The organism is Leifsonia naganoensis, assembly GCF_013410615.1.
Lineage (GTDB): Bacteria > Actinomycetota > Actinomycetes > Actinomycetales > Microbacteriaceae > Leifsonia > Leifsonia aquatica.
Genome location: NZ_JACCHJ010000001.1, coordinates 3362009 through 3385180, shown reverse-complemented (window position 1 = coordinate 3385180; position 23172 = coordinate 3362009). Strand labels below are relative to the sequence as shown.

The 23172-nt window shown below is 71.1% G+C and carries 25 protein-coding genes; 5 read left to right on the top strand and 20 right to left on the bottom strand.

The annotated features are described in order from the left end of the window. Positions 1 to 19: 19 nt before the first annotated feature. From dapF to dapA, 16 genes are all read right to left on the bottom strand, one after another. The gene (dapF, locus tag HNR14_RS16315; protein ID WP_179701870.1) at positions 20 to 898 is read right to left on the bottom strand and encodes a diaminopimelate epimerase; all 879 of its coding nucleotides are present in this window, start codon (positions 896 to 898) and stop codon (positions 20 to 22) included. A 2-nt stretch (positions 899 to 900) separates the two neighbouring features. Continuing rightward, the gene (gene miaA / locus HNR14_RS16310; protein ID WP_179702710.1) at positions 901 to 1818 is read right to left on the bottom strand and encodes a tRNA (adenosine(37)-N6)-dimethylallyltransferase MiaA; all 918 of its coding nucleotides are present in this window, start codon (positions 1816 to 1818) and stop codon (positions 901 to 903) included. 47 nt (positions 1819 to 1865) lie between these two features. Then, the gene (miaB, locus tag HNR14_RS16305) at positions 1866 to 3512 is read right to left on the bottom strand and encodes a tRNA (N6-isopentenyl adenosine(37)-C2)-methylthiotransferase MiaB (protein WP_179701869.1); all 1647 of its coding nucleotides are present in this window, start codon (positions 3510 to 3512) and stop codon (positions 1866 to 1868) included. Between the two features lie 43 nt (positions 3513 to 3555). Next, positions 3556 to 4275 carry a regulatory protein RecX gene (locus tag HNR14_RS21420; RefSeq protein ID WP_343064518.1) on the bottom strand — a complete coding sequence of 240 codons (720 nt, stop codon included), beginning with the start codon at positions 4273 to 4275 and terminating at the stop codon, positions 3556 to 3558. A 157-nt stretch (positions 4276 to 4432) separates the two neighbouring features. Continuing rightward, positions 4433 to 5512, bottom strand: coding sequence for a recombinase RecA (recA, locus tag HNR14_RS16295; RefSeq protein WP_021761910.1), 1080 nt, complete (start codon positions 5510 to 5512; stop codon positions 4433 to 4435). A 170-nt stretch (positions 5513 to 5682) separates the two neighbouring features. Next, complete coding sequence (locus tag HNR14_RS16290; RefSeq protein WP_179701867.1) at positions 5683 to 5907, bottom strand: DUF3046 domain-containing protein; 225 nt, start codon at positions 5905 to 5907, stop codon at positions 5683 to 5685. Between the two features lie 84 nt (positions 5908 to 5991). After that, the gene (locus tag HNR14_RS16285; protein ID WP_021754800.1) at positions 5992 to 6303 is read right to left on the bottom strand and encodes a helix-turn-helix domain-containing protein; all 312 of its coding nucleotides are present in this window, start codon (positions 6301 to 6303) and stop codon (positions 5992 to 5994) included. A 146-nt stretch (positions 6304 to 6449) separates the two neighbouring features. Next, complete coding sequence (locus HNR14_RS16280) at positions 6450 to 6959, bottom strand: CinA family protein (RefSeq protein ID WP_425485035.1); 510 nt, start codon at positions 6957 to 6959, stop codon at positions 6450 to 6452. Beyond that, positions 6946 to 7560, bottom strand: a complete 615-nt coding sequence (gene pgsA, locus HNR14_RS16275) for a CDP-diacylglycerol--glycerol-3-phosphate 3-phosphatidyltransferase (RefSeq protein ID WP_246311587.1) — start codon at positions 7558 to 7560, stop codon at positions 6946 to 6948. The genes HNR14_RS16280 and pgsA overlap by 14 nt, the downstream gene beginning before the upstream one ends. A gap of 9 nt (positions 7561 to 7569) precedes the next feature. Next, a complete protein-coding gene (locus HNR14_RS16270; protein ID WP_179701865.1) occupies positions 7570 to 10395 on the bottom strand; it encodes an FtsK/SpoIIIE family DNA translocase in 2826 nt (941 codons plus the stop codon). A gap of 68 nt (positions 10396 to 10463) precedes the next feature. After that, a complete protein-coding gene (locus tag HNR14_RS16265; protein WP_021755051.1) occupies positions 10464 to 10955 on the bottom strand; it encodes a GNAT family N-acetyltransferase in 492 nt (163 codons plus the stop codon). Positions 10956 to 11009: 54 nt separating this feature from the next. Next, positions 11010 to 12221 carry an FtsX-like permease family protein gene (locus tag HNR14_RS16260; protein ID WP_179701864.1) on the bottom strand — a complete coding sequence of 404 codons (1212 nt, stop codon included), beginning with the start codon at positions 12219 to 12221 and terminating at the stop codon, positions 11010 to 11012. Next, positions 12218 to 12913, bottom strand: a complete 696-nt coding sequence (locus tag HNR14_RS16255; RefSeq protein ID WP_179701863.1) for an ATP-binding cassette domain-containing protein — start codon at positions 12911 to 12913, stop codon at positions 12218 to 12220. The genes HNR14_RS16260 and HNR14_RS16255 overlap by 4 nt, the downstream gene beginning before the upstream one ends. Beyond that, the gene (locus tag HNR14_RS16250; protein ID WP_179701862.1) at positions 12910 to 13983 is read right to left on the bottom strand and encodes an efflux RND transporter periplasmic adaptor subunit; all 1074 of its coding nucleotides are present in this window, start codon (positions 13981 to 13983) and stop codon (positions 12910 to 12912) included. Before HNR14_RS16250 ends, HNR14_RS16255 begins: the two co-directional genes overlap by 4 nt. Positions 13984 to 14063: 80 nt before the next feature. Next, positions 14064 to 15740, bottom strand: coding sequence for a ribonuclease J (locus HNR14_RS16245; protein ID WP_021755058.1), 1677 nt, complete (start codon positions 15738 to 15740; stop codon positions 14064 to 14066). Between the two features lie 70 nt (positions 15741 to 15810). Continuing rightward, a complete protein-coding gene (dapA, locus tag HNR14_RS16240) occupies positions 15811 to 16788 on the bottom strand; it encodes a 4-hydroxy-tetrahydrodipicolinate synthase (protein WP_021755060.1) in 978 nt (325 codons plus the stop codon). Positions 16789 to 16896: 108 nt separating this feature from the next. Between dapA and HNR14_RS16235 the strand changes: the two genes are divergently transcribed. The 4 genes from HNR14_RS16235 to HNR14_RS16220 all read left to right on the top strand — a co-directional run bounded on the left by HNR14_RS16235 (position 16897) and on the right by HNR14_RS16220 (position 19237). Continuing rightward, on the top strand, positions 16897 to 17337 hold the full coding sequence (locus HNR14_RS16235; protein ID WP_179701861.1) for a TlpA family protein disulfide reductase: 441 nt from the start codon (positions 16897 to 16899) through the stop codon (positions 17335 to 17337). After that, positions 17324 to 17809, top strand: a complete 486-nt coding sequence (locus HNR14_RS16230; RefSeq protein WP_179701860.1) for a DUF4395 domain-containing protein — start codon at positions 17324 to 17326, stop codon at positions 17807 to 17809. The genes HNR14_RS16235 and HNR14_RS16230 overlap by 14 nt, the downstream gene beginning before the upstream one ends. 102 nt (positions 17810 to 17911) lie before the next feature. Then, positions 17912 to 18337: an OsmC family peroxiredoxin gene (locus HNR14_RS16225; protein ID WP_179701859.1), complete on the top strand. Its 426-nt coding sequence runs from the start codon at positions 17912 to 17914 to the stop codon at positions 18335 to 18337. Between the two features lie 3 nt (positions 18338 to 18340). Then, positions 18341 to 19237, top strand: a complete 897-nt coding sequence (locus HNR14_RS16220; RefSeq protein ID WP_179701858.1) for a TIGR01777 family oxidoreductase — start codon at positions 18341 to 18343, stop codon at positions 19235 to 19237. Positions 19238 to 19269: 32 nt separating this feature from the next. Here HNR14_RS16220 and HNR14_RS16215 read toward each other — a convergent pair whose 3' ends face one another. Both HNR14_RS16215 and dapB read right to left on the bottom strand, forming a co-directional pair. Beyond that, positions 19270 to 19728, bottom strand: a complete 459-nt coding sequence (locus HNR14_RS16215) for a tetratricopeptide repeat protein (RefSeq protein WP_021762484.1) — start codon at positions 19726 to 19728, stop codon at positions 19270 to 19272. Between the two features lie 7 nt (positions 19729 to 19735). Continuing rightward, positions 19736 to 20515, bottom strand: a complete 780-nt coding sequence (gene dapB, locus HNR14_RS16210; protein ID WP_179701857.1) for a 4-hydroxy-tetrahydrodipicolinate reductase — start codon at positions 20513 to 20515, stop codon at positions 19736 to 19738. 80 nt (positions 20516 to 20595) lie between these two features. Between dapB and HNR14_RS16205 the strand changes: the two genes are divergently transcribed. After that, a complete protein-coding gene (locus tag HNR14_RS16205; RefSeq protein WP_179701856.1) occupies positions 20596 to 21093 on the top strand; it encodes a GNAT family N-acetyltransferase in 498 nt (165 codons plus the stop codon). Positions 21094 to 21121: 28 nt separating this feature from the next. Here HNR14_RS16205 and HNR14_RS16200 read toward each other — a convergent pair whose 3' ends face one another. Together HNR14_RS16200 and HNR14_RS16195 are read right to left on the bottom strand one after the other, a co-directional pair. Then, a complete protein-coding gene (locus tag HNR14_RS16200) occupies positions 21122 to 21724 on the bottom strand; it encodes a histidine phosphatase family protein (protein ID WP_021757930.1) in 603 nt (200 codons plus the stop codon). 38 nt (positions 21725 to 21762) lie between these two features. Beyond that, the gene (locus HNR14_RS16195; RefSeq protein ID WP_179701855.1) at positions 21763 to 23109 is read right to left on the bottom strand and encodes a M16 family metallopeptidase; all 1347 of its coding nucleotides are present in this window, start codon (positions 23107 to 23109) and stop codon (positions 21763 to 21765) included. Positions 23110 to 23172 lie beyond the last annotated feature (63 nt).

The following is a 23172-nucleotide window of genomic DNA, read 5'->3' as shown; positions in this document are numbered from 1 at the left end:
GTCGGGGACGCGCGCCCGGTCAGGCGAGCTCGAGAGTGCCGGTGTAGACGAGCTCCGCCGGGCCGGAGAGGGCGACGTGTTCGCCGTCCTCGGTCGCGAACATCCGCACGCCCACGGTGCCGCCCGGCACATCCACGCGCCACTGGTTCGGGGCGCCGCCGCCGGCCCAGTACCGCACCGCGAGCGCCGCGGCGGCCGCCCCCGTGCCGCACGACAGGGTCTCGCCGCTGCCGCGCTCGTGGACGCGCATTCGGATCCGGCCGACACCGTCCTTGACGAGCGGGTCGTGCGGGACGACGAACTCGACGTTCGCGCCGTCCTCCGGCGCGGGCTCCAGGTGCGGGATGTACGTGAGGTCGGCGGCCTCCAGCTCGCTCTCGTCGGCGACCGCGACGACCACGTGCGGGTTGCCCATGTCGATCCCGAGACCGGGGCGGGCCACCGGGAGCTCCTTGGCCCGGACCAGCGGCTCGCCACCGTCGAGCGCCCAGCGGCCGAGGTCGACCTGGAACCCGGTGAGGTTGCGCTGCACGTCGCGCACGCCCGAACGGGTGCCGATCGCGAGGGTGTCGCCGTCCGCGAGCTCCACGAGGCCGGACTCGATGAGATACCGGGTGTAGACGCGGATGCCGTTGCCGCACATCTCGGCGGCCGAGCCGTCGGCGTTGTAGTAGTCCATGAACCACTCGGCGGCCTCGTCCTCCGCCAACGCCTCGGCTCCCTCGGGGAGGTGCTTCGACTTCACTGCGCGGATCACGCCGTCGGCGCCGACGCCGAAGTGGCGGTCGCAGATCTCGGCGATCTGCGCTGCCGTCAGCGGCAGGCTGCCGTCGGGGTCCGAGTAGAGCACGAAGTCGTTCCCCGTGCCCTGACCTTTGGTGAAGTGGAGTGTCGCCATGCTCACAGCCTAGCGAGCGCCGCGTCGGGCAGCGCCGGGTCGTCGTAGTCGAGCCAGTGCAGATCGGGGTAGCGCTTGAACCAGCTCGCCTGCCGGCGTGCGTAGCGCCTGGTGAGCTGCTGGGTCTGTGCGATCGCCTCGGTGCGGCTCAGCTCGCCGCGCAGTTCGGCCAGCGCCTGGGCGTAGCCGATCGCGCGGCCGGCCGTGACGCCTCGTTCGATCCCGAGTGGGATGAGCGCGCGCACCTCGTCCTGGAGCCCCGCCTCCCACATCCGCTCGACCCGTGCGTCGAGCCGGGTCACGAGCTCCTCCCGCGGCGCCGCCAGCCCGAGGATGGTCACGGGTCGCCACGGAGTCGGAGCGTCCGGGAGTGAGCCGCTGACGGGCTCCCCGGTCAGCTCAGCGACTTCGAGCGCCCGGACGATGCGCCGACCGTTGCTGGAACCGATACGCGCCGCGGACTGAGGGTCCACCTCGGCGAGGCGGCGGAACAGCATCCCGGGTCCCTGCTCGGCGAGCTCGGCCTCGAGGCGTGCGCGCAACTCCGGGTCGGTTCCGGGGAAGCGGAAGTCGAAGATCACGCTGGAGACGTACAGCCCCGAGCCGCCCACCAGGATGGGCACTGCACCGCGGCTCCGGATCGCCTCGATCGCGGCGCGTGCCTCCGGCTGGTAGCGGGCGACCGTCGCCTCTTCGGCGACGTCGAGCACGTCGAAGAGGTGGTGCGGGACCCCGCGCCACTCGGCGGGCGGGATCTTCGCGGTGCCGATGTCCATGCCGCGGTAGAGCTGCATCGCGTCCGCGTTGACGACCTCCGCCGCCTGACCGCGGTCGCGCAGGCGCTCGGCCAGGGCGAGCGACAGGTCCGTCTTGCCGGTGCCGGTCGGCCCGACGATCGCGACGATTCCTTGTGCGTCGATGTCGTGGGCGTCGGCGTCCGGGACGTGGGCGCCCGGGACGTGGGCGCTCAGCGCTGTCCGTCCGTCGGATCGTAGATCGGCATCGTCCCGACACCCGGCGAGGTCAGCGGCTCGCGGGTGCGGAGCGTCGGGAGGCCGAGCGAGACCGGGCCCGCTCCCCCGGCGCCAGCACCGGAGCCGTGAGCGGGCACGGCGCACGACTCGGCCTCGGCACGATCCCACGCGTCGCCGGCCTGGGTGCGGCGGACGCGCAGCGGCGTCGCCGGGTCGGCGTCGGCGATGAGGTAGTGCGGGGCCGCCTGGGTGACGCGCACGGTGACGATATCGCCGGGACGCGGTGTCTCCGCGCCCTCCGGCAGCTCGAAGTGCACGAGGCGGCTGTCGCGGGCGCGTCCGCTCAGACGGCGGGTGTCGGCGTCCTTGCGGCCCTCGCCGTTGGCGACGAGCAGCTCGACCTCGCGGCCGACCAGCTTCTGGTTCTCCTCCAGGGAGATCCGCTCCTGCAGCGCGATGAGGCGGTCGTAGCGCTCCTGCACGACCTCCTTCGGGACCTGGTCCTCCATCGTCGCGGCGGGCGTGCCCGGCCGGATGGAGTACTGGAAGGTGAAGGCCGACGCGAAGCGGGCCGCCTCGACCACGCGCATCGTCTCGAGGAAGTCCTCCTCGGTCTCCCCGGGGAAGCCGACGATGATGTCGGTGCTGATCGCGGCGTCCGGCAGCTTGGCGCGGACACGGTCGAGGATGCCGAGGAACTTCGAGGAGCGGTACGACCGGCGCATGCTGCGGAGGATGCGGTCCGAGCCGGACTGCAGGGGCATGTGGAGTTGCGGCATCACGTTCGGGGTCTCGGCCATCGCGTCGATGACGTCGTCGGTGAATGCGGCCGGGTGCGGGCTGGTGAAGCGGATGCGCTCCAGGCCACGGATCTCGCCGGCCGCGCGCAGCAGCTTGCTGAACGCCTGACGGTCGCCGAACTCGACACCGTAGGAGTTGACGTTCTGGCCGAGGAGCGTGACCTCGATCGCGCCGTCGTCGACGAGCGCCTGGATCTCCGCGAGGATGTCGCCGGGCCGGCGGTCCTTCTCCTTGCCGCGCAGTGACGGCACGATGCAGAACGTGCAGGTGTTGTTGCAGCCGACGGAGATCGAGACCCAGCCCGAGTAGGACGAGTCGCGCTTGGTCGGCAGCGTGGAGGGGAAGGTCTCCAGCGCTTCGAGGATCTCGATCTCGGCGGCGTCGTTGTGACGCGCGCGCTCGAGCAGGCTGGGCAACGCACCCATGTTGTGGGTGCCGAAGACGACGTCGACCCAGGGCGCCTTCTCGAGGATGACGTTCTTGTCCTTCTGGGCCAGGCAGCCGCCGACGGCGATCTGCATCCCCTCGTGGCGGCGCTTGACCCCCGCGAGATGGCCGAGGTTGCCGTAGAGCTTGTTGTCCGCGTTCTCGCGCACAGCGCACGTGTTGATGACGACGACGTCGGCCTCTTCGCCGTCGGCCGGGACGTACCCGGCCGCCTCGAGGGAGCCGCTCAGCCGCTCCGAGTCGTGGACGTTCATCTGGCAGCCGAAGGTGCGGACCTCGTAGGTCCGGGCGCGTCCGTCGGTGCTGAGGGCCGCGTCCGAGGGCTGGATGATGCTGCGCTTCTCGAGGACGCTGCGCAGTTCGAGGTCGGTGCGCTGTTCGGTGATGCTCATGATGCCGACAATTCTACGTTCGCCCCGGCGTGGATCCGAACGGTTACTGGAAGCGCACGCCACCACGGCGGCGCGACGCGAAGGCGGCGTCCATCGCCTGTCGCACGATACTGGAGCTGTAGCCCTTGCGCGCGAGGAATCCGTGCAGCCGGCGTCGAGCGGTCTCCTCGTCGTACGACGACAGCTGCCCGATCCGCTTGACGGCCAGCTCGGTGGCCCGTTCCAGTTCGTCTTCGTCCGCGATGTCCGCCAGCGCGATCTCGATCAGCTCGGGATCGATGTGCCGGCGCTTGAGATCCTGCTCGATCGACGACCGGCCCAACCCTTTACGGCTGTGCTGGGTAAACGCCAGGCTGACCGCGAGCGAGGCGTCGTCGATCACGCCCAGCGTCTCCAGGCGGTCGAGTTCGGGACCGAACACCTCGGGCTCGATCTCGCGCTTGAGCAGCACCTGCTCCAACTCCCAGCGCGACATGCCGCGACGAGCGAGCTGACGGATGGTGACGGCCGACACCTTCTTGCTCTGGCGATCAGCCTCGTCGTCCTCCGGCTCGGGCGGAACGGCACGGGCCTCGGACCGGGATGTCGCAGGGCGGCCATCGTCGCCCCAGGTGTTGTTCCAGCGTGTGGAGCCGGGAAGCTCGACGATTTCTCCCGCGGGCTCGGGCCGTGCGGTCGTGCTCGCACGCCCCGTCCCGGCGGGATGCCGCGGACTCCGCTCGCCGCCGTCTCGCGGCGCCGCCGGGCGCCGGAGCGGCGTCACCGGGGCGAGGTGCTCTCCCCCGGTGACACCGCCTTCGTCCGAACGGGCATCGCCGTGCTCGCCCCCGGAGGGATCGGACGGGAACCTCACGACCATGCAGATCTCCTCGTGCGACGAACGGATGGACGGTCGACGGGCATCAGGCCCGCGCCCCGGGTCAGGCGCCCTTGCGTGCGCGCAGCTTCTCCTCGATCGAGCCCACCTCGGCCTCTGCCTCTGGCACGGCCACAGGGTTCGGGTCGGGGATGATGCCGAGCTTGATCTTGATCTTGTTCTCGATCTCGGCCGCGATGTCGGCGTTGGTGATCAGGAAGTTGCGCGAGTTCTCCTTGCCCTGACCGAGCTGGTCGCCCTCGTACGTGTACCAGGCACCCGACTTCTTGACGATGCCATGCTCCACGCCGAAGTCGATCAGGCTGCCCTCGCGGGAGATGCCGACACCGTAGAGGATGTCGAACTCGGCCTGCTTGAAGGGCGGAGCCATCTTGTTCTTGACGACCTTGACGCGGGTGCGGTTGCCGACCGCTTCGGTGCCGTCCTTCAGGGTCTCGATGCGGCGGATGTCCAGACGCACCGACGCGTAGAACTTGAGGGCCTTACCACCGGCGGTGGTCTCGGGGCTGCCGAAGAAGACACCGATCTTCTCGCGGAGCTGGTTGATGAAGATCATCGTGGTGTTGGTCTGGTTGAGCCCACCGGTGAGCTTGCGGAGCGCCTGCGACATGAGGCGGGCCTGCAGACCGACGTGCGAGTCGCCCATCTCGCCCTCGATCTCGGCGCGGGGCACGAGCGCCGCGACGGAGTCGATGACGATGAGGTCGATGGAGCCGGACCGCACGAGCATGTCGGCGATCTCGAGCGCCTGCTCACCCGTGTCGGGCTGGGAGACCAGCAGGGCGTCGATGTCGACGCCGAGCTTGCGGGCGTACTCCGGGTCGAGCGCGTGCTCGGCGTCGATGAAGGCCGCGATTCCACCGGCGCGCTGCGCGTTGGCGATGGCGTGGAGGGTCAGAGTCGTCTTACCCGAGGACTCCGGACCGTAGATCTCGACGATGCGGCCGCGCGGGAGTCCGCCGATGCCGAGCGCGACGTCCAGCGCGATCGAGCCGGTCGGGACGACCTCCACCGGGGCGCGCTCGTCGCTGCCCAGGCGCATGACCGAGCCTTTGCCGAACTGACGGTCGATCTGCGCGAGTGCGGTCTCGAGCGCCTTCTCGCGGTCTGCGGGTGATGGCATGTGCGGTTCTCCTTCTTACGCTTCGCTGACGAGTTCGACTGTACGAGGAACGTCCGACACAGGGCCGTCGTCCGGCAGATCGGTGGACAACTCGTTTTCGATTGCGGTTGTGAAGCGAGTCTAGCCACATCCGAACATATCTTCGAGTCGTTCGAACCGGCGTGTCGGCGTCAGTTCTTCGGAGCGGGACGTCCAGCGCCGTGCCAGTGCGACGCGGGGACCCCGGCCTCGCGGCAGAGTGCGAACCAGACGTCGCGTGGGGCCGCGCCGGCGTCGAGCGCCTGCTGCGCCGTCCGGCCGCCGAGCTCACCGAGCACGAGATCGGCCAAGAGTGCCTGGCCGTAGCCGCGGCCGAACTCGTCGACGACGGCACGCTGGAATTCGCTGAGCTTCATGGGTCCATTCTCACGGGTCGGACATGACGAAGGACGCCCCGCTCACGCGGGGCGTCCTCAAGTCTTGATGGGATGTCGCCGGTGTCAGCGCGAGACCAGCGGCGCTTCCATGGCCGTGACGAACTCGTCGGGGACGGTGTCGGGGATGACCGGCTCGAGACCCTCGAGCACCGCGATGCGGTCTCCGACCTCGCGCATGATGACGGACACCGGGGTGTCCAGAGCGTCGGCGACCGAAGCGAGGATCTCGCTCGACGCCTCCTTCTGTCCGCGCTCGACCTCGCTGAGATAACCGAGGGCGACGCTCGCCTTGCTGGCGACCTGCCGCAACGTGCGGCCCTTCTGCAGGCGGAAGTCCCTGAGCACGTCGCCGATTTCCTGACGTACAAGAATCATTCGGAGCCTCCTTCTCTACCCTGCCGACCGATCGATCGGGATGCAACTGTACCGCATCCGTGATGTTCACGATATCGGCGACGACTGGGCTTTTCTTGTGAATGCAGCAGATGTAACGAGACCGAAACAGTCCGTATTCCCGGGCCTCAGGCGCCGGTCTCGGCGACCAGTTCCGCGATCGCCCGTTCGACGGTGGCGCGCCGGATCTCCGCCCGGTCGCCCTCCAGTGCGAGCTCGACCACGCGCGTCCCGGTCGAGGTCGCGATGCCGAGGTAGACGGTGCCGACGGCACGGCCGCCCTGCGGGTCGGGTCCGGCGACGCCCGTCGTGGCGACGCCGATGTCGACGGCGCGCGCGTCGACGGCGAGACGGGCGCGGACGCCCTCGGCGAGCTGGGCGGCGACGCGGGGGTGCACCGGACCCTCCGCGTCGAGCAGCGCCGCATCCACGCCGAGGAGGGTGTGCTTGAGCTGGGTCGCGTAGACGACCGCTCCCCCGACCACGACGGCGGACGCACCGGGCACGCGGGTCAGCTCGGCCGTCAGCTCTCCGCCCGTCAGCGACTCGGCGGCGGCGATCGTGCGTCCGGTCTCACGCAGGCGGGCGATCAACCGCGCGGTGGGATCGCCGGCGCGATCGGCGTCAGGCAGCGGCACGCTTGGCCCGGTGGCCCTTCCAGGCCTGCCAGAGGTAGTCGAACCCGGTGACGACCGTCAGGATAACCGCGGCGGTCATGAAGATGCCGTTGACCCAGTAGACCCAGTCGCCCAGAACCGTCCAGAACGGGAAGAGCGCGAGCGAGATCGCGATCGACTGCACGATCGTCTTGATCTTGCCGCCGCGGGAGGCGGCGATGACGCCCTGCCGGATCACGACGAAGCGGTAGAGCGTGATCCCGATCTCGCGGACCAGGATGACGATCGTGACCCACCACGGCAGCTCGCCGAGGATCGAGAGGGCGATGAGCGCGCCGCCGGTCAGCACCTTGTCGGCGATCGGATCGAGCAGCTTGCCGAGGTCGGTGACGAGGTTGTTGCGCCGGGCGATGGCCCCGTCGACGCCGTCGGTCGCGATCGCGAGCACGAACAGCACGGCCGCCGCCCAGCGCAGCCAGCCGTCGGCGCCCGCGTCGGCGAGCAGCATCCACACGAAGAGCGGGGCGAGCAGGATGCGCACCACCGTGATCACGTTGGGCACGTTCCAGTTGCTGGGCCGCGGGACCGGGGCTCCCGCCAGCGGGGGTGTCTCGGACGCCATCGCGCTCATCTACTCCCTGCCGGTCAGTTGCCAGGCGTCCTCGCCGGAGTCGCCGTCCACCTCAGGATAGCCCTCGGTCATCGCGGCGACCGGATCGGATCCGTAGCGGTCGTCGTCCGCGGCGCCGGCCGGCGGCGCAGCGACGGTGCTGGACATGGATGCCTCCGCCGCGGGCGCAGCCGGGCGAGCCGCCGGCTCCTCGCCGCGCAGCCGTCCCATGACGTCCGCCAGCTGCTCGACGGTGACGAGCACATCCCGGGCCTTCGACCCCTCGGAGGGGCCGACGATCTCGCGGGACTCGAGCAGGTCCATCAGACGCCCCGCCTTCGCGAACCCGACGCGGAGCTTGCGCTGGAGCATCGAGGTGGAGCCGAACTGCGACGAGACGACGAGCTCGGCGGCCGCGAGCAGCAGCTCCAGGTCGTCGCCGATGTCGGAGTCGATCTGCTTCTTCTCGGCGCCGACCGTGACGTCCTGCCGGTACTCCGGGCGTGCCTGCCGGGTGACGTGCTCGACGACCTTCTGGATCTCGTCCTCGTTGACCCACGCGCCCTGCACGCGGATCGCCTTCGAGGCGCCCATCGGCAGGAACAGGCCGTCGCCCTGGCCGATCAGCTTGTCGGCGCCGGGCTGGTCGAGGATGACGCGGGAGTCCGTGACGCTCGTCACCGCGAACGCGAGCCGCGACGGGACGTTGGCCTTGATCAGGCCGGTCACGACGTCGACGGACGGACGCTGCGTCGCCAGCACCAGGTGGATGCCGGAGGCGCGGGCGAGCTGGGTGATGCGCACGATCGAGTCCTCGACGTCGCGCGGGGCGACCATCATCAGGTCGGCGAGCTCGTCCACCACGACCAGGAGGTACGGGTACGGCTTGAGCTTGCGCTCGCTGCCCGCCGGCAGCACGATCTCGTCGTTGATGACGGCTTTGTTGAAGTCGTCGATGTGGCGGAAGCCGAAGCTGGCCAGATCGTCGTAGCGCATGTCCATCTCTTTAACGACCCACTGCAGCGCCTCGGCGGCCTTCTTCGGGTTCGTGATGATGGGCGTGATCAGGTGCGGGACGCCGCCGTAGATGGTGAGCTCCACGCGCTTCGGGTCGATCAGCACCATGCGCACCTCGGAGGGCTGCGCGCGCATCAGGAGGCTGGTGATCATCGAGTTCACGAAGCTCGACTTGCCCGAGCCGGTCGAGCCGGCGACGAGCAGGTGGGGCATCTTGGCCAGGTTGGCGACGACGTAGCCGCCGCCGACGTCCTTGCCGACGCCGATCGTCATGGGGTGGACGCTCTTGGTCGCGGCGGGCGAGCGCAGCACGTCGCCGAGCGACACGATCTCGCGGTCGGAGTTGGGGATCTCGACGCCGATCGCACTCTTGCCCGGGATGGGCGACAGGATGCGGACCTCGTTGCTGGCGACAGCGTACGAGAGGTTCTTGCTGAGGGCGGTGACCCGCTCCACCTTGACGCCCGGGCCGAGCTCGATCTCGTACTGCGTGACCGTCGGGCCGCGCGAGTAGCCGGTGACCTTGGCGTCCACGCCGAACTGGGTGAGCACCTCGGTGATCGCGGCGACGATCTCCTCGTTGGCGTTCGAGCGCACCTTCGCGGGCGTGCCCGCGGAGAGCATGGAGGCCGACGGGAGGTGGTAGGGCGCGGCGGGCTGTCCGTCGGACGGCAGCGCGGTGGTGTCGTCGAAGTCGTCGGCCGTTCCCGCTTGGAAGCCCGGCAGGACGGCGGGGGCCGTCGGGACGGCGGTGGCCGCTGCGGCGACCGCGGTGGCGGGTACCTCGCCCGTGAACCGCTTGAGGGCATCCTCCGCCAGGGCGAGCTCGCCGAGCACCTCGGTGTTGTAGTGGTCGCTGGAGGGGTCGGGCTCGAGCGGGGTGGCGAACTCGCCCTTGCCGCGCTTCGGCTCGCCGAAGACCTCGGTGAGGCTGTCGCGCGCGGCGGGGCCGTCGTAGTCCGGGTCCTCCTCGCGCTGGGACTTGTTCCGGCGCCACCAGGGGAGGTTGCCCTCGGGCTCCTGCTCGTCGTCGTCGACGCCGTCGAGCGGGACCTGCTTGGTCTTCGCCTCCTTGGCGGCCTCGCGGGCCTCCTGACGCTCTTCGTCGGTCGGCAGCTGGGCGCCGAAGAGGTAGGCGTACAGCTCGCGCATGCGGGAGGGGAGCTTGTTCGGCGGGGTCTTGGTGATGATGAAGAGGCTGAGCAGCAGGAGCAGGATGATCACCGCGCCCGCGCCGTACGGCGTGATGAGCATCGACAGCGGCGCCGCGATCAGCCAGCCGAGCACGCCCCCGGCCTGGGCGAGCGCCGTCATGCCGTCGCTCGGCGTCGGGTGGTGGCTGAACAGGTGGCAGAGGCCCGACACCATCAGGAGCAGGATGCTGAGACCGATGCCGATGCGGGTGTTGTCGTGCACCGAGCTCGGGTGGCGGAACAGCCAGGCGGCGAACAGCACCATGATCACCGGGAGGGCGAACGCGACCCGGCCGAAAAGCCCGCCGAAGGTCCAGGCGTCCAGCGTGCGGGCGACCTGGTCGTTGATCAGGAACCACTCGATCACGGCGCCGGCGACCGCGAGGAGGACGAGGAAGAAGGGGAAGCCGTCACGGCGCTCCTCCTTGCTCAGCTTCTCGGGGCCGAGCGCGCGGAAGGCGCCGCCGGTGAGGTGGGCGAGGCCCATCCAGGCGCGCACGAGAGGGCTCGGCGCCGCGTCGGCGGCCGGGTAGGCCACCGTCTTCTGGGCGGCGGTCTTCGACGCCGGCTTGCGCGCGCTCGAGCCGCCGCGGCCGGAACCGCCGGAGCGCGCGTTCGACTTGGTGCTCGTAGCCATGGGGTCAACGGTACTTCGCACCCGCGACAGGCCGCGGATACCGCGCCTGGAAAGCCGAAATCGGGCTGCTACCGCAGAGACCGCACCATGATGTCCGCCCGGTCGTCGGAGGCCACGGTGACGTACCCCTCGCTCACGTAGAGCCGCTGCGCGAAGTTCGAGCGCTCGACGCTGAGGCTGAGCCGCGCGACGCCGCTCGCGGCCCCGCGCCGCCCGACCTCCTTCAGGAGCGCCCGGCCGACGCCGCGTGCGCGCCACTGCGGGTTCACGCCGAGAGTGAGCTCCGGGACGCCGGGCGCGACGAATCCGGTTCCCGGAGCGTCGGCCGGGAAGAGGCGGGCCCAGCAGGCGCCCACCGGCGACCCGCGGAGGTCCTCCGCGACGCAGCCGAAGTCGCCGGGACGCATCCAGCCCGCGATGTAGCGGGAGACGACCGGATCCTCGAGGACGGTGACGCGCGGGCGCATCCGCACCGCGTTCCAGTTCACGGCCTCGACGAGCATGTCGGCGATGGTCCGTGCGTCTTCGCCCACGGCCGGGCGGATGCGGTACCCGCTCATGGGGGAACGCTACTCGCACCCGTGTTACACGCAGGTTACGGCTGCGCCGCCGCCTCAGTAGCGGATCGCGTCGATGACCTTCACCCGCACCGCGACGAGAGCGGGCAGCAGACCGGCGATCGCGCCGACGGCCGTCGCGGCGACCAGGCCGAGCACCGCCGCCTCGGCCGGGAACGGCGGCGGATCCGCGACCATCCCCCGCCCGACCAGCTCTTCGACCCACGGGCTCTTCACGATCAGGATGGCCAGTGCGACGCCGGCGGCCCCGGCCACGCTCGTCGCGACGACGCTCTCCATCAGCACGGCGAAGAAGACGCGCGCGCTGGTCGCGCCGACGCTGCGCCGGATGCCGATCTCGCGGATCCGGCCGCGGACGGTGACCATCGCGATGTTGACGAGGCCGAGCGCGCCGAGCAGGAGGATCAGCCCGGCGATGCCGCCGACCAGCAGCTTGAGGAAGAGCAGCGGATCCTCGGACTGGTACGACTGGTAGTCCGACCGGCTGACGCTCACGACTCCCGTGCCGAGCGCACGATCGAACTCGGCGGTGATCGCCGCCACCATCGCGTCGCCGGTCTCCGGCGGCACCCACGCCTCCAGCGTGGGCGAACCGTACATCTCGGGGTCGGACGCGAGGAGCGCCGGAGCGCCCGCGCCGAGGACCATCGCCATGGGCTGATCGCTCGACTCCGGCGTGCGCACCACTCCGACCACGACGGCCGTGACCTTCTGGTCACCGTGGAGGACGGTGGCCGTGGGATGCGCGTCCAGCGACGGCTGCCCGAGGCGCGACCAGAAGTCCTCGTTCACCACGATCGATGGAGCCAGGTTCGCCGCATCCGCGTCGGTGAACCAGCGCCCCTGCTTCATCACGGTGCGATGCATCTGCGCGTACGGCTGGTCGACCGCCTGTGCCGGCACGTCCATCGCGCCCATCCGGAACTGCACGCGCATGCCGCCGCTCTGCACGTGCGAGGTGTACTGGATGCCGTGCCGCTCGACGATCTGCGCCCAGACGGCGTCGCCGCGTTCGGCGCTCACCGTGCCGTCGCCGGGGTAGACCGAGATCAGCGCCGGACGACCGCCGTAGCGCTCGTTGTTCTCGCGGAGCGACTGCTCGGCGATGTTCGCGAGCCCGACGACCGAGCTCAGCGCGCAGACCGCGACACCCACGCCGATGAGCGACAGGAGCACGCGGGTGCGATGGATGCGCAGTTCCTGCCAGGCCTCGAGGATCGCGCCCCAGACCGCCTCCACGGCCCTCACGCCGCGACCTCCGCGGTGCTGTGCAGCCGACCGGCGTCGAGGCGGTAGCGCGTCGCCGACCGCGCGGCGACGGCAGGATCGTGCGTGATGACGACGAGCGCCGCGTCGTTCTCGGCGGCGACCTCCTCGAGCAGATCGATCACCGCCGCTCCGGTCTCGACGTCGAGGGCGCCGGTCGGCTCGTCGGCGAGGATCAGCCGCGGTGTCCGGACGAGGGCACGGGCGATCGCGACCCGCTGTTGCTCGCCGCCGGAGAGCACCTCCGGCCGGGCGTCGAGCCGGTGCCCGAGACCGACGCGGTCGAGCATCCCGGCCGCGATCTCCCGCCGGCGCCAGAACTGCCGCCCGGTGGCGTAGAGCAGCGGGGTCACGACGTTCTCCAGCGCCGTCCGGCCCGAGAGGAGGTTGAACTGCTGGAAGACGAATCCGACGGCCGCTCCGCGCAGCCGATCGCGGGCGCCGCCGCCCAGCCGCTGGACCGGGGTGCCGTCGAAGAAGAACTCACCGCTGCTCGGGGAGTCGAGCAGCCCGAGCATGTTGAGGAGGGTCGACTTGCCCGAACCGGAGCGCCCGACCACCGACACCCGCTCCCCCGCGCCGACGTCGAGATCGACGCCGTGCAGGATCGTGAGCGGCTCGGCGTCGGGGATGCGGACGGTCTTCGTGACGCCCTCGAGTCGCAGCAGGCTCACGACGCCGCGGTCCCGGAGCAGATCATGCCGCCGCCCGGCCCCTGCACACAGCCGTCGCCGGTCGGTGCGGGTGCGCCGGGCACGAACTCCAGGACGGTGTCCCCCTCGGCCAGGCCACCCGTGATCTGGACGGAGGTGCCGTCGGTGAGACCGAGCGTGACCGGGACCTCCTTCGGGTCGCCGCCCTTCTCGTCGGGGACGAACACGATGCCCTTCTCGGCCGACCCCTTCACCGCGGTGGTGGGGACAGTGAGCACGCCCTCCGCCTTCCCCGCCGAGATCGTGATGTCGGCCGACAGCCCCGCGAACACGGTGACGTCGCCCGGGACGGCGCAGCGGACGGTGGTCGTCGAGGAGGAGCCCGAACCGGAGGCGCCGGAAGCCGCTCCGCCACCGGGAGCCGCCCCGGACGGCGCCTCGGACGCGGTCGCCGGCGGCGTCGTGATGGAGAGCGCGGTGCACGTGAACGGTGCGGGGCCGCCCTTCACCGAGACGGACGCGGAGTCCGGACGGTCCACGAGCCGGTACTGCTGCTCGGGCGGCAGGGAGGCCGTGGCCGAGAACGTCGGAGGCGCGACGGCGCCGACCGTGTCACCGATCGCCACGGCCTGCCCGCTCAGCACGGGCAGCTGGCTCACGGTGCCCGCGATCGGCGCGGTGACGGCCGAGTACGTCACGAGCGGCTTGCGCTCGGTGACCGTCTCCGCCCCGTCGGGCCCGGTGGTGACCACCGGGTCGCGCGGCGTCTCGATCTTCACGTCGAACAGCACGTCGCCGGCCTCCACGTGCGTGCCGACCGCCGTCTGCACCTCGTTGACCGTGCCGGCCGCGGTCGCCCGCGCCGGGACCGCGTCGTCGGCGACGATCGACCCCGTGACACGCACGTCGTTCACGATCGTGCCGGTCGCCACCGCGGTGACGGGATCGCTCAGCTCTCCCGTCGGGACGGCCGGATCGGCCGCCGTCGCCTCGCCGCTCGGGAAGAACGCGAGCTTCACGAGTGCGACGGCGATCGCCGCCAGCACGACGATTCTGAGGACCGGGAAGACCCAGCGCCGCATGACCCCCATGTTCTGCTTCCTTTCGTCTGCCGGGCCCCCCCGCCCGGGTACTGCTCAGTGCGCGATCGCGCCTTCGGTCACGCGTTCGGTCACGCCTCGATGACGAGCGGGACGATCATCGGACGGCGGCGGTAGCTGGTGTTGACCCAGCGCCCGACCGTGCGGCGCACGACCTGCGAGAGGGCGTGCGAGTCACGCACGCCGTTCTGCGCGGCCTCCGCGAGCGCGGCGGCGATCTTCGGCTTCACTGTGTCGAAGACGGCGTCGTCCTCCGCGAATCCGCGGGCGTGGATCTCCGGGCCGGTGACGATGCGGCCGGTCGCCGCCTCGACCACGACGATGATGGAGATGAACCCCTCCTCGCCGAGGATGCGACGGTCCTTGAGGTCCGCGTCCGTGATCTCGCCCACGCTCGACCCGTCCACGTAGACGAAGCCGAGGTCGAGCTGACCGACCACGCGGGCGAGGCCGTCGCGCAGGTCGACGACGGTGCCGTCCTCCGCGAGGATCGTGTTCTTCTCGGGCACGCCGGTGTCCATCGCCAGCTTCGCGTTGGCGACGAGATGGCGGTACTCGCCGTGCACCGGCATCACGTTGCGCGGCTTGAGGATGTTGTAGCAGTAGAGCAGCTCGCCGGCGGCCGCGTGACCCGAGACGTGCACCTTCGCGTTGCCCTTGTGGACGACGTTGGCGCCGAGCTTCGTGAGGCCGTCGATGACGCGGTAGACGGCGTTCTCGTTGCCCGGGATGAGGCTGGAGGCCAGGATGACGGTGTCACCCGGTCCGACCTCGATCTGGTGGTCCATGTTCGCCATGCGGGCGAGGACGGCCATCGGCTCGCCCTGCGAACCCGTCGACATGTAGACGATCTTGTCGTCCGGGAGGTCGGACGCCTTCTTGTAGTCGATCAGCACGCCCTCCGGCACCTTGAGGTACCCGAGCTCGGCGGCGATGGTCATGTTGCGCACCATCGAGCGGCCGAGGAGCGCGACGCGTCGGCCGTTCGCGTGGGCGGCGTCGAGCACCTGCTGCACGCGGTGCACGTGGCTCGAGAAGCTCGCCACGATGACGCGACGCGGGGCGCGGGCGATGACATTGTCGAGCACCGGGCCGATCGAGCGCTCGAGCGGCGTGAAACCGGGGACGTCGGCGTTGGTGGAGTCGGCCATGAAGAGGTCGACGCCCTGCTCGCCGAGACGGGCGAACGCGCGCAGATCGGTGATCCGGTCGTCGAGCGGGAGCTGGTCCATCTTGAAGTCGCCGGTGTGGAGCACGACGCCCGCCGGGGTCTTGATCGCGACCGCGAGCGCGTCCGGGATGGAGTGGTTGACGGCCACGAACTCCAGGTCGAACGGCCCGAGCTGCTCGTGCTGCCCCTCCTTGACCGAGAGCGTGTACGGCTGGATGCGGTGCTCCTTGAGCTTCGCCTCCACCAGCGCCAGGGTGAGGCCGGAGCCGATCAGCGGGATGTCGGCCCGCAGCTTGAGCAGGTACGGGACGGCGCCGATGTGGTCCTCGTGGCCGTGCGTGAGCACGACGCCGAGCACATCGTCGAGGCGGTCGCGGACCGGGGCGAAGTCCGGCAGGATCAGGTCGACGCCGGGCTGGTTCTCCTCGGGGAACAGCACGCCGCAGTCGACGATGAGGAGCTTGCCCTCGTACTCGAAGACGGTCATGTTGCGGCCGATCTCGCCGAGACCGCCCGTCGGGATGATGCGGAGCGTTCCGGGTTCGAGTGCGGGCGGTGCGGTGACGAGGTTGGGCATATGCCCTCCTAAAGGTGTTGCGAATGAGTCGGGGGCGCGTCGCGCCCGGGCCGTTTGGTGACGGCGGCCCCTACCGCGTTGTCCCGGCGATCCTGGGGAGCGCTCCACCGGCGGCCGCGTTGCGGTCCGGCCGGAAGTTGGAGAAGTCCACACCGGGGATGTCCTTGACGAGGTCGAGCTCGTCCTCGATCTGAGCGGCCTCCCACTCCTCCGGGCCGACGAGAGGCAGCCGGACGCGGGGGCTGGAGATGCGGCCGAGGCCGTGGAGGATGTACTTGGCCGCCACGGTGCCGGGCACGTGGGTCATGACGGCGCGCACCAGTGGTTCGAGCTTCTTGTGCGCCGCGGTGGCCGTGGCGAGGTCGCCGGCGTTCACGGCGTCGACGATCTGCCGGTACGGCGTCGGGGCGATGTTCGCCGTGACGCCGATCAGGCCGCTGGCGCCGATCGCGAGGTGCGGGAGCACGTTCGCGTCGTCGCCCGAGAAGTAGAGCAGGTCGGTCTGGTTGAGCACGCGGCTGACCTCGCTGAAGTCGCCCTTCGCGTCCTTGATCGCGAGCACGTTGGGGTGCTTGGCGATGCGCAGTATCGTCTCGTACTTGATGGGAACGCCGGTGCGGCCCGGGATGTCGTAGAGGATGACCGGCAGGTCGGTCGAGTCCGCGATCATCCGGAAGTGCGTGAGGATGCCGGCCTGCGTCGGCTTGTTGTAGTAGGGGGTGACGACCATGACGCCGTCGGCCCCGGCCTTCTCGCTCTGGCGGTAGAGCTGGATGGCGTGCGCCGTCTCGTTCGAGCCGCCGCCGGTGATGATCTTGGCGCGGCCGGCCGAGACGGACTTGCCGACCTCGACGAGCCGCAGCTTCTCGGGGTCGGTGAGGGTGGAGGTCTCCCCCGTGGTCCCCGTGACAACGATCCCGTCCGCCCCCGCGGTGATGACGTCGTCGATGTGCTTCTCCACGCCGGCCCAGTCGACTTCGCCATCGGCGGTGAACGGGGTGACCAGGGCGACGAGCACCTGGCCGAACGGGTTCGCAGAGGAAGACATGGCACCAGGTTATCGGGTCGCGCCCGGCCGGCGCCTCCCCGGGCAGCCCGTCATCTTCCGACACAAACCCTGCGGCCCGGGCGCGCCCGCGCGTAGGGTCGGCCCACCATGAACGGCATCGCGGCGCTCGGCGTCCTGCTCGCACTGGTGGCCGTCGCCACCGCCGCAGGGCTCGTCTGGCGCGCGACCACGGGGCGCGCCCGGTCGGCGCGCCGGGAGCAGACCGTCCGTGCCGAGGAGGTCGGCGCCACCGCGTTCGGCGAGCGCGCGACCCTCCTCCAGTTCTCGACGGAGTTCTGCGCCCTCTGCCCGGCCACCGCCCGCGTCCTCGACGCGACCGCCCGCTCGGAGAAGGGCGTCGCCCACGTGAAGGTCGACCTCACGACGCGGCCGGACCTCGCGCACCGCTTCGCCGTGCTGCAGACCCCCACCACTCTCGTGCTCGACGGCGCGGGCTCCATCCGTGCCCGCATCGGCGGTGCCGCCCGGCCCGCCGACGTGCGCGCCACCCTCGACCGCATCCTCGGGAGCGACCATGTCTCAGCCTGACCGTCCCGCCGGCATCGACCCGCGCTCGCCGCGGTTCGGCGCGGGCATCACCGCCGTGCTCCTCCTCGTGGACCTCTTCCTCGCCCTCGTGGGCGCCACAACGGCGGCAGCACTCCTTCTGCTCGCCATCGCGCTGCTGTTCGCGTGGGGCGCGTTCGCGGGCATCCGGCGTCACCCGTACGGCGTGCTCTATCGCCGCCTCGTGCAACCACGCCTCGCGCCGCCGACGGAGCGCGAGGACCCGGCACCGCCGACGTTCGCCCAGGGGGTCGGGCTCGTCGTGACCGGCCTCGGGTTGCTCCTCCACGTGCTCGGCGTGCCGTTCGCGCTCCCGATCGCTGCGGCCCTGGCCTTCGTCGCCGCGTTCCTCAACTCCGTCTTCGGGTACTGCCCGGGCTGCCAGATCTACCTCCTGCTGGTGCGCGCGGGCCTCGTCCGCCGCCGCGCGACGGCGGGCGGCCCGGCGGTCTGAACGGCCAACCCGGGAATCCCCCGGACGCCGGCCGAACGACTCCTGGCCGCCAGTAGTCTGGACGGACCCGCCGTGCCCGCGGCGGACCGAACAGGAGTACTCATGCCCGTCACCAGCGAATCCACCACCGTCTGGACCGGAGACCTCACGTCCGGCTCCGGGAACGTCAGCCTCGACTCCTCCGGCGCCGCGAGCCTCCCCGTCACGTGGAAGGCCCGCTCGCAGGGCGGCGGCGACGTGACGACCCCCGAAGAGCTGCTCGGCGCGGCGCACGCGGCCTGCTTCTCGATGGCGTTCTCGAACATCCTCTCGGGCTTCGGATCCGCTCCCGGGAGCATCCGCACCACCGCCGCCGTCACCTTCGACCCGGCCGAGGGCATCACCGGAAGCCACCTCACCGTCGAGGCGAGCGTGCCCGGCCTCTCCGACGAGGACTTCCAGCGGCTCGCCGACGAGGCGAAGCGGACCTGCCCGGTCTCGCGCGCGCTGGTCGGCATCCCGATCACCATCGACGCCGCGCTGGTCTGAGCGATGCGGGTGCTCGTCGCCGGGGCGTCCGGCATGATCGGCACCGAGCTCACCCGTCAGCTCGCCGAGGCGGGGCACGAGGTGCGCCGGCTCGTGCGCCGGCGGCCGCAGTCCGCGGATGAGTTCCATTGGTCGCCGTCCACGCGGATGATCGACGTCAACGTCATGGAGACCGCCGACGCGGTCGTCAACCTCTCGGGGGCGTCGCTCAACCACTTCCCGTGGACCGCGGCGACGAAGCGCCGCATCCTCTCGTCCCGGCTCGAAGCGACCGGGACGCTGACGGACGCGATGCGCCAAGCGTCGCGGTCCCCGGCGGTCCTCCTCAACGGCTCGGCGGTCGGCTACTACGGCGACCGGCCCGGCCAGAAGCTGACCGAGGAGTCCTCGAAGGGCACCGGCTTCCTCGCCGACGTCGTGGACGCCTGGGAGACGGCTGCGCTGCTCGCCCCGGAGAAGACGCGGGTCGTGCTGCTGCGCACCGGCCTCGTCATCGGCCGCGGCGGCGCGATGAAGCCGCTGCTGCCGGTCGCGCGTCTCGGCCTCGCCGGGCCGATCGCCGGCGGCGGGATGCACTGGCCGTGGGTGAGCCTGCACGACGAGGCGGCCGCGATCGTGCACCTACTGACCTCGACGATCGAGGGTCCGGTCAACATCGCCGGCCCCATCCCGGCGACGGCGGGCGGCGTGCTCCGCGCCCTCGCGGCGGCCGTGCACCGGCCGTACGGCCTCCCGGTGCCCGAGAAGGCGGTCACCCTCGCGTTGCACGAGGCCGGGCGCGAGCTCCTGCTCGCCAGCCAGAAGGTGATCCCGGCCCGGCTGCTCGACGACGGGTTCGTCTTCCGCGACCCGACGGTGCGCGACGCGATGGAGCGACTGGTGGAGTCGAAGGCCGCCTGACCCGCGCCGCCTGACTAGCGTCCGGCGTCCGCTCAGGACCGGGCGGCTCGCGCCTCGGACCGGTAGAGCCGGATGGACTGGCGCAGCGCTTCCCGCGCGCGCCGCCGGTCGCCGGACGCGTCGTACGCGAGCCCGAGGCGGAACCACGCCCGCCAGCTCTCCGGCGCGGCCTCGACCTCGGCCTTGTAGGTCGGGAACTCGGCGTCCGCCGCGTCCCGGAGCGGTCGCCCGCTGGCACGGTGCGGCAGGTCTTCGACGGGTAGCCCGCCCTCGGCGTCGAGGATGCGGACGAGCTTCTCGGTCTGCGCGCCGAAGAGCAGCTCCCGGCCGATCGCCCACGCGGCGATGATCGGGAGCACGAGCAGCGCGACGCCCATGGCGATGCCCACCGGCTCTCCGGTGGCGATGAGCATGATGGAGCGCTGGAAGACCAGCACCAGGTAGACCAGCAGGATGATCGCCATGACGATGGCGGCGATGCGGTTCTTCACGGGCGCCTCAGCGTTCGCGCACGGTGGGCCGCGGAGGCTCGCCGTCCGGGCCGGAGATGCCGAGGTCGACGAGCGCGTCGAGCCCGACGGTCACCCCGGTCGTGGTCGCCGCCGCGCGCAGGGCGAGCAGGATCCCCGTCTCGTACGCCTGCGGGCCGATGGTGTCGTGCCGGATCGTGAGGGTCTCCCCGGCGCCGCCGAAGATCACCTGCTGCTCGGCGACGACGCCGCGCATCCGGAGGCTGTGGATGGGGACGCTCGCCACCTGCTGGCCGCGGGCGCGCTGGTCGGTGTGCGGCGCCTCCACCGGGCCGCGGCCGGCGCGCGCGGCGCCGATCAGCTCGGCCGTGCGCACCGCGGTGCCCGACGGGGAGTCGACCTTCGTGGCGCCGTGCGTCTCGATGATCTCGATCGAGTCGAAGAAGCGGGCGGCGACCGTCGCGAAGGCGGTGCCCAGTGCGGAACCGAGGGAGAAGTTCGGGATGACGACCGCGCCGCTGCCCTCGTGGGCGGCGACGCGACGCTCGAGATCGAGGATGCGGTCGGCCGACCAGCCGGAGGTGCCGATCAGCACCTTCAGGCCGTTGTCGACGGCGAACGCGACGATGCCGGGGCTCACCTGCGGCAGGGTCATGTCGACGAGCACGTCGGCGCCGAGCATCTCGTCGAGCGACGACGAGGAGCCCAGGGTCGCGACGAGCTCGAGGTCGTCCGCCTGCTCGATGAGCCGGACGGCCACGCTTCCCAGTTTTCCGCTCGCCCCCGCGACGGCCACGCGAATAGTCACCCGCCCAGCCTACCCGGGCCCGCGCACCCTCCCTCGCGTCGTGCCCCGGCCGATCGGACCCGCAGGGCTACTCTGGGGCGATGGTGTCTTTCGCAGATGTCGCCGTCACCGACGCGACCGCCCATCGGATGCTCGCGGACTACTTCGCCGAGCGTGCGGCGACGTTCCCCGCGACCCAGGGCGCCTATCGCACGACGTTCCCCGACCCGGGCCAGTTCGTCGCCCCGGCCGGCGTCTTCCTGCTCGCCTACGACGAGGACGGCGAGGCCGGGTGCGGCGGCGTCCGCGAGCTGCGGCTCCGACCGGGTGACACCGAGGAGGGCGACGCGGTCGTCCGCTACGAGATCAAGCACCTGTGGGTGTCGCCGACGCACCGCGGCCGCGGTCTGGGCCGCGCCATCCTGTCGGAACTCGAGCACCGCGCCCGCGGCTTCGGCGCCACCGAGGTCGTGCTCGACACGAACGCAAGTCTGGAGGCCGCCGGCTCGCTCTACCGCTCGCACGGCTACGAGGACATCCAGCCCTACAACGACAACCCGAACGCGACGGACTGGTTCCGCAAGTCGCTGACCGACTGACCGGCGACGGGACGGCGGGCCCGGCCTCTCAGACCGGCTGCAGCTCCGGGAGGCCGGTGCGCAGCTCGACGGGCAGGTGGCCCAGGTCGTTGTGCACCACGAGCACCGGCGGCTTCGCCGAGCGCACGCGGATGATGGTGAGGCCGCAGTTCGCCTGGTTGAGGCCGAGCCACCGCCACGCCGGGGCGTCGAAGACGTGGCGCACGAACCAGCCGATGACGAAGTTGTGGGTGACCAGCAGGTCGTGGCGGTCGCCCAGCGCGGGGGTGAGGAACTCCCCCACGGCGTCGTCCATCTGCGCACGCCCCGCCTCGATCTCGGCCTCGGTCACCGAGCCGAAGAACGACTCGAACGCCTTCGGCATGTCGGGCGTGGGCCCCGACGGGATGCAGTCGAACAGCAGGCTCGACGGCTCCGGCTCCAGGGCGGGCATCCGCTCGGCCATGATCGACGCGGTCTGCGCGGCGCGCACGAGCGGCGAGTGGTACATCGCGGTGAACGGGATGCCGCTCAGCCGCTCGGCGATCAGCTGCGCCTGCCGCTTGCCCCGCGGGGAGAGCGGGCCGTCGGGGAGGCCGTGCTCGGCATCCTGCTGCTCGCCGTGGCGCACGAGGTAGAGGTAGTGGGGCACCGGAGGACCTTTCGGAAGTGGATGTCGGAGACGGCGGGTCAGGAGGCGAGGCCGGCGAACACGTCGTCGGTCACGCTCCCCACCGCGGAGACGGAGATCGGGCGGTCGGCCAGATCCCGTGCGAGGTCGCGCACGTCGTCGGCGGTGACGAGGTGCAGTCGACGGAGGCTTTCATCGAGGTCGGCGAACTCGCCGAGAGTGATCTCGGCGCGGCCGAGGCGGGACATCCGGGTGTCGGAGTCCTCGAGGGCGAGCGCGGCGCCGCCCGAGAGCTGACCCACCGCGCGCCGGAGCTCGTCGGGCGTGATCCCGTCGTCCGCGAGACGGTGCAGCTCGTCCAGCATGAGATCGGCGACCTGGCGGGTCTTCGCCGGCGCGCAGCCCGCGTAGAGCCCGAAGACGCCCGCGTCGGAGTACGAGCCGGAGAAGGAGTAGACGGCGTAGGCGAGCCCGCGGCGCTCCCGGATCTCCTGGAAGAGGCGGCTCGACATCCCGCCGCCCAGCACGGAGTTGAGGACGCTCATCGCCGTGCGGCGCGGGTCCGTCGCGACGATGCCGGGCACGCCGATCAGGAGGTTGGTCTGCTCGGTCGGGCGCTCGACGGTGACGAGGGCCGCACCGCGCTCGATCGGCGCGGCGACGTCGGACCGGCGTGCGACGGGCGACGCCGTGGCCTCCGGATCCCAGCCGGCGGCCGCGAGGGCGCGGACGACGCCGTCGACGAGGAGGTCGTGGTCGACCGCTCCCGCCGCGGTGATGACCAGGTCCTGCGGGCGGTAGTTCGCCTGGTAGTGGGCCCACACGGCGTCACGGGACGCGGCGCGGATCGTGTCGGGGCGGCCGCCGATCGGACGGCCGAGCGGGTGGGCGCCCAGCACCGCGGAGAAGAGCCGTTCGTTGGCGACGTCGGCCGGGTCGTCCTCGGCCATCGAGAGCTCCTCGAGGATGACGCCGCGCTCGTTCTCGAACTCGACCGGGTCGAGCAGGGACGAGGTCAGCATGTCGCCGATGACCTCCACGGCCATCGCGAGGTCGCGATCCTGCACCTTGGCGTAGTAGCAGGTGTACTCCTTGGCGGTCATGGCGTTGTGCTCGCCGCCGACCGAGTCGAAGGAGATCGCGATGTCGAGCGCCGAACGCGACCGCGTGCCCTTGAAGAGCAGATGCTCGAGGAAGTGCGTGGAGCCGAGGCTGCCCGGCTCGTCCGTCTCGTCGCGGGAGCCGACGGCGACCCAGTACCCGAGGGTGGCGCTGCGCGCTCCCGGGACCTGCTCGCTGAGCACGCGGATGCCACTGGGGAGGACCGTGCGGCGGACCAGCGCCTCGCCGGAAGCGGCGAAGGAGAGGTCGGCCAGACCGAGCGGGAGGTCGACTGCGCTGTTCATCCCCTCCACCCTACGCCAGTGGCTTCGGAATCCCTGGGACTCTTCAATGAGGACAAACAGACT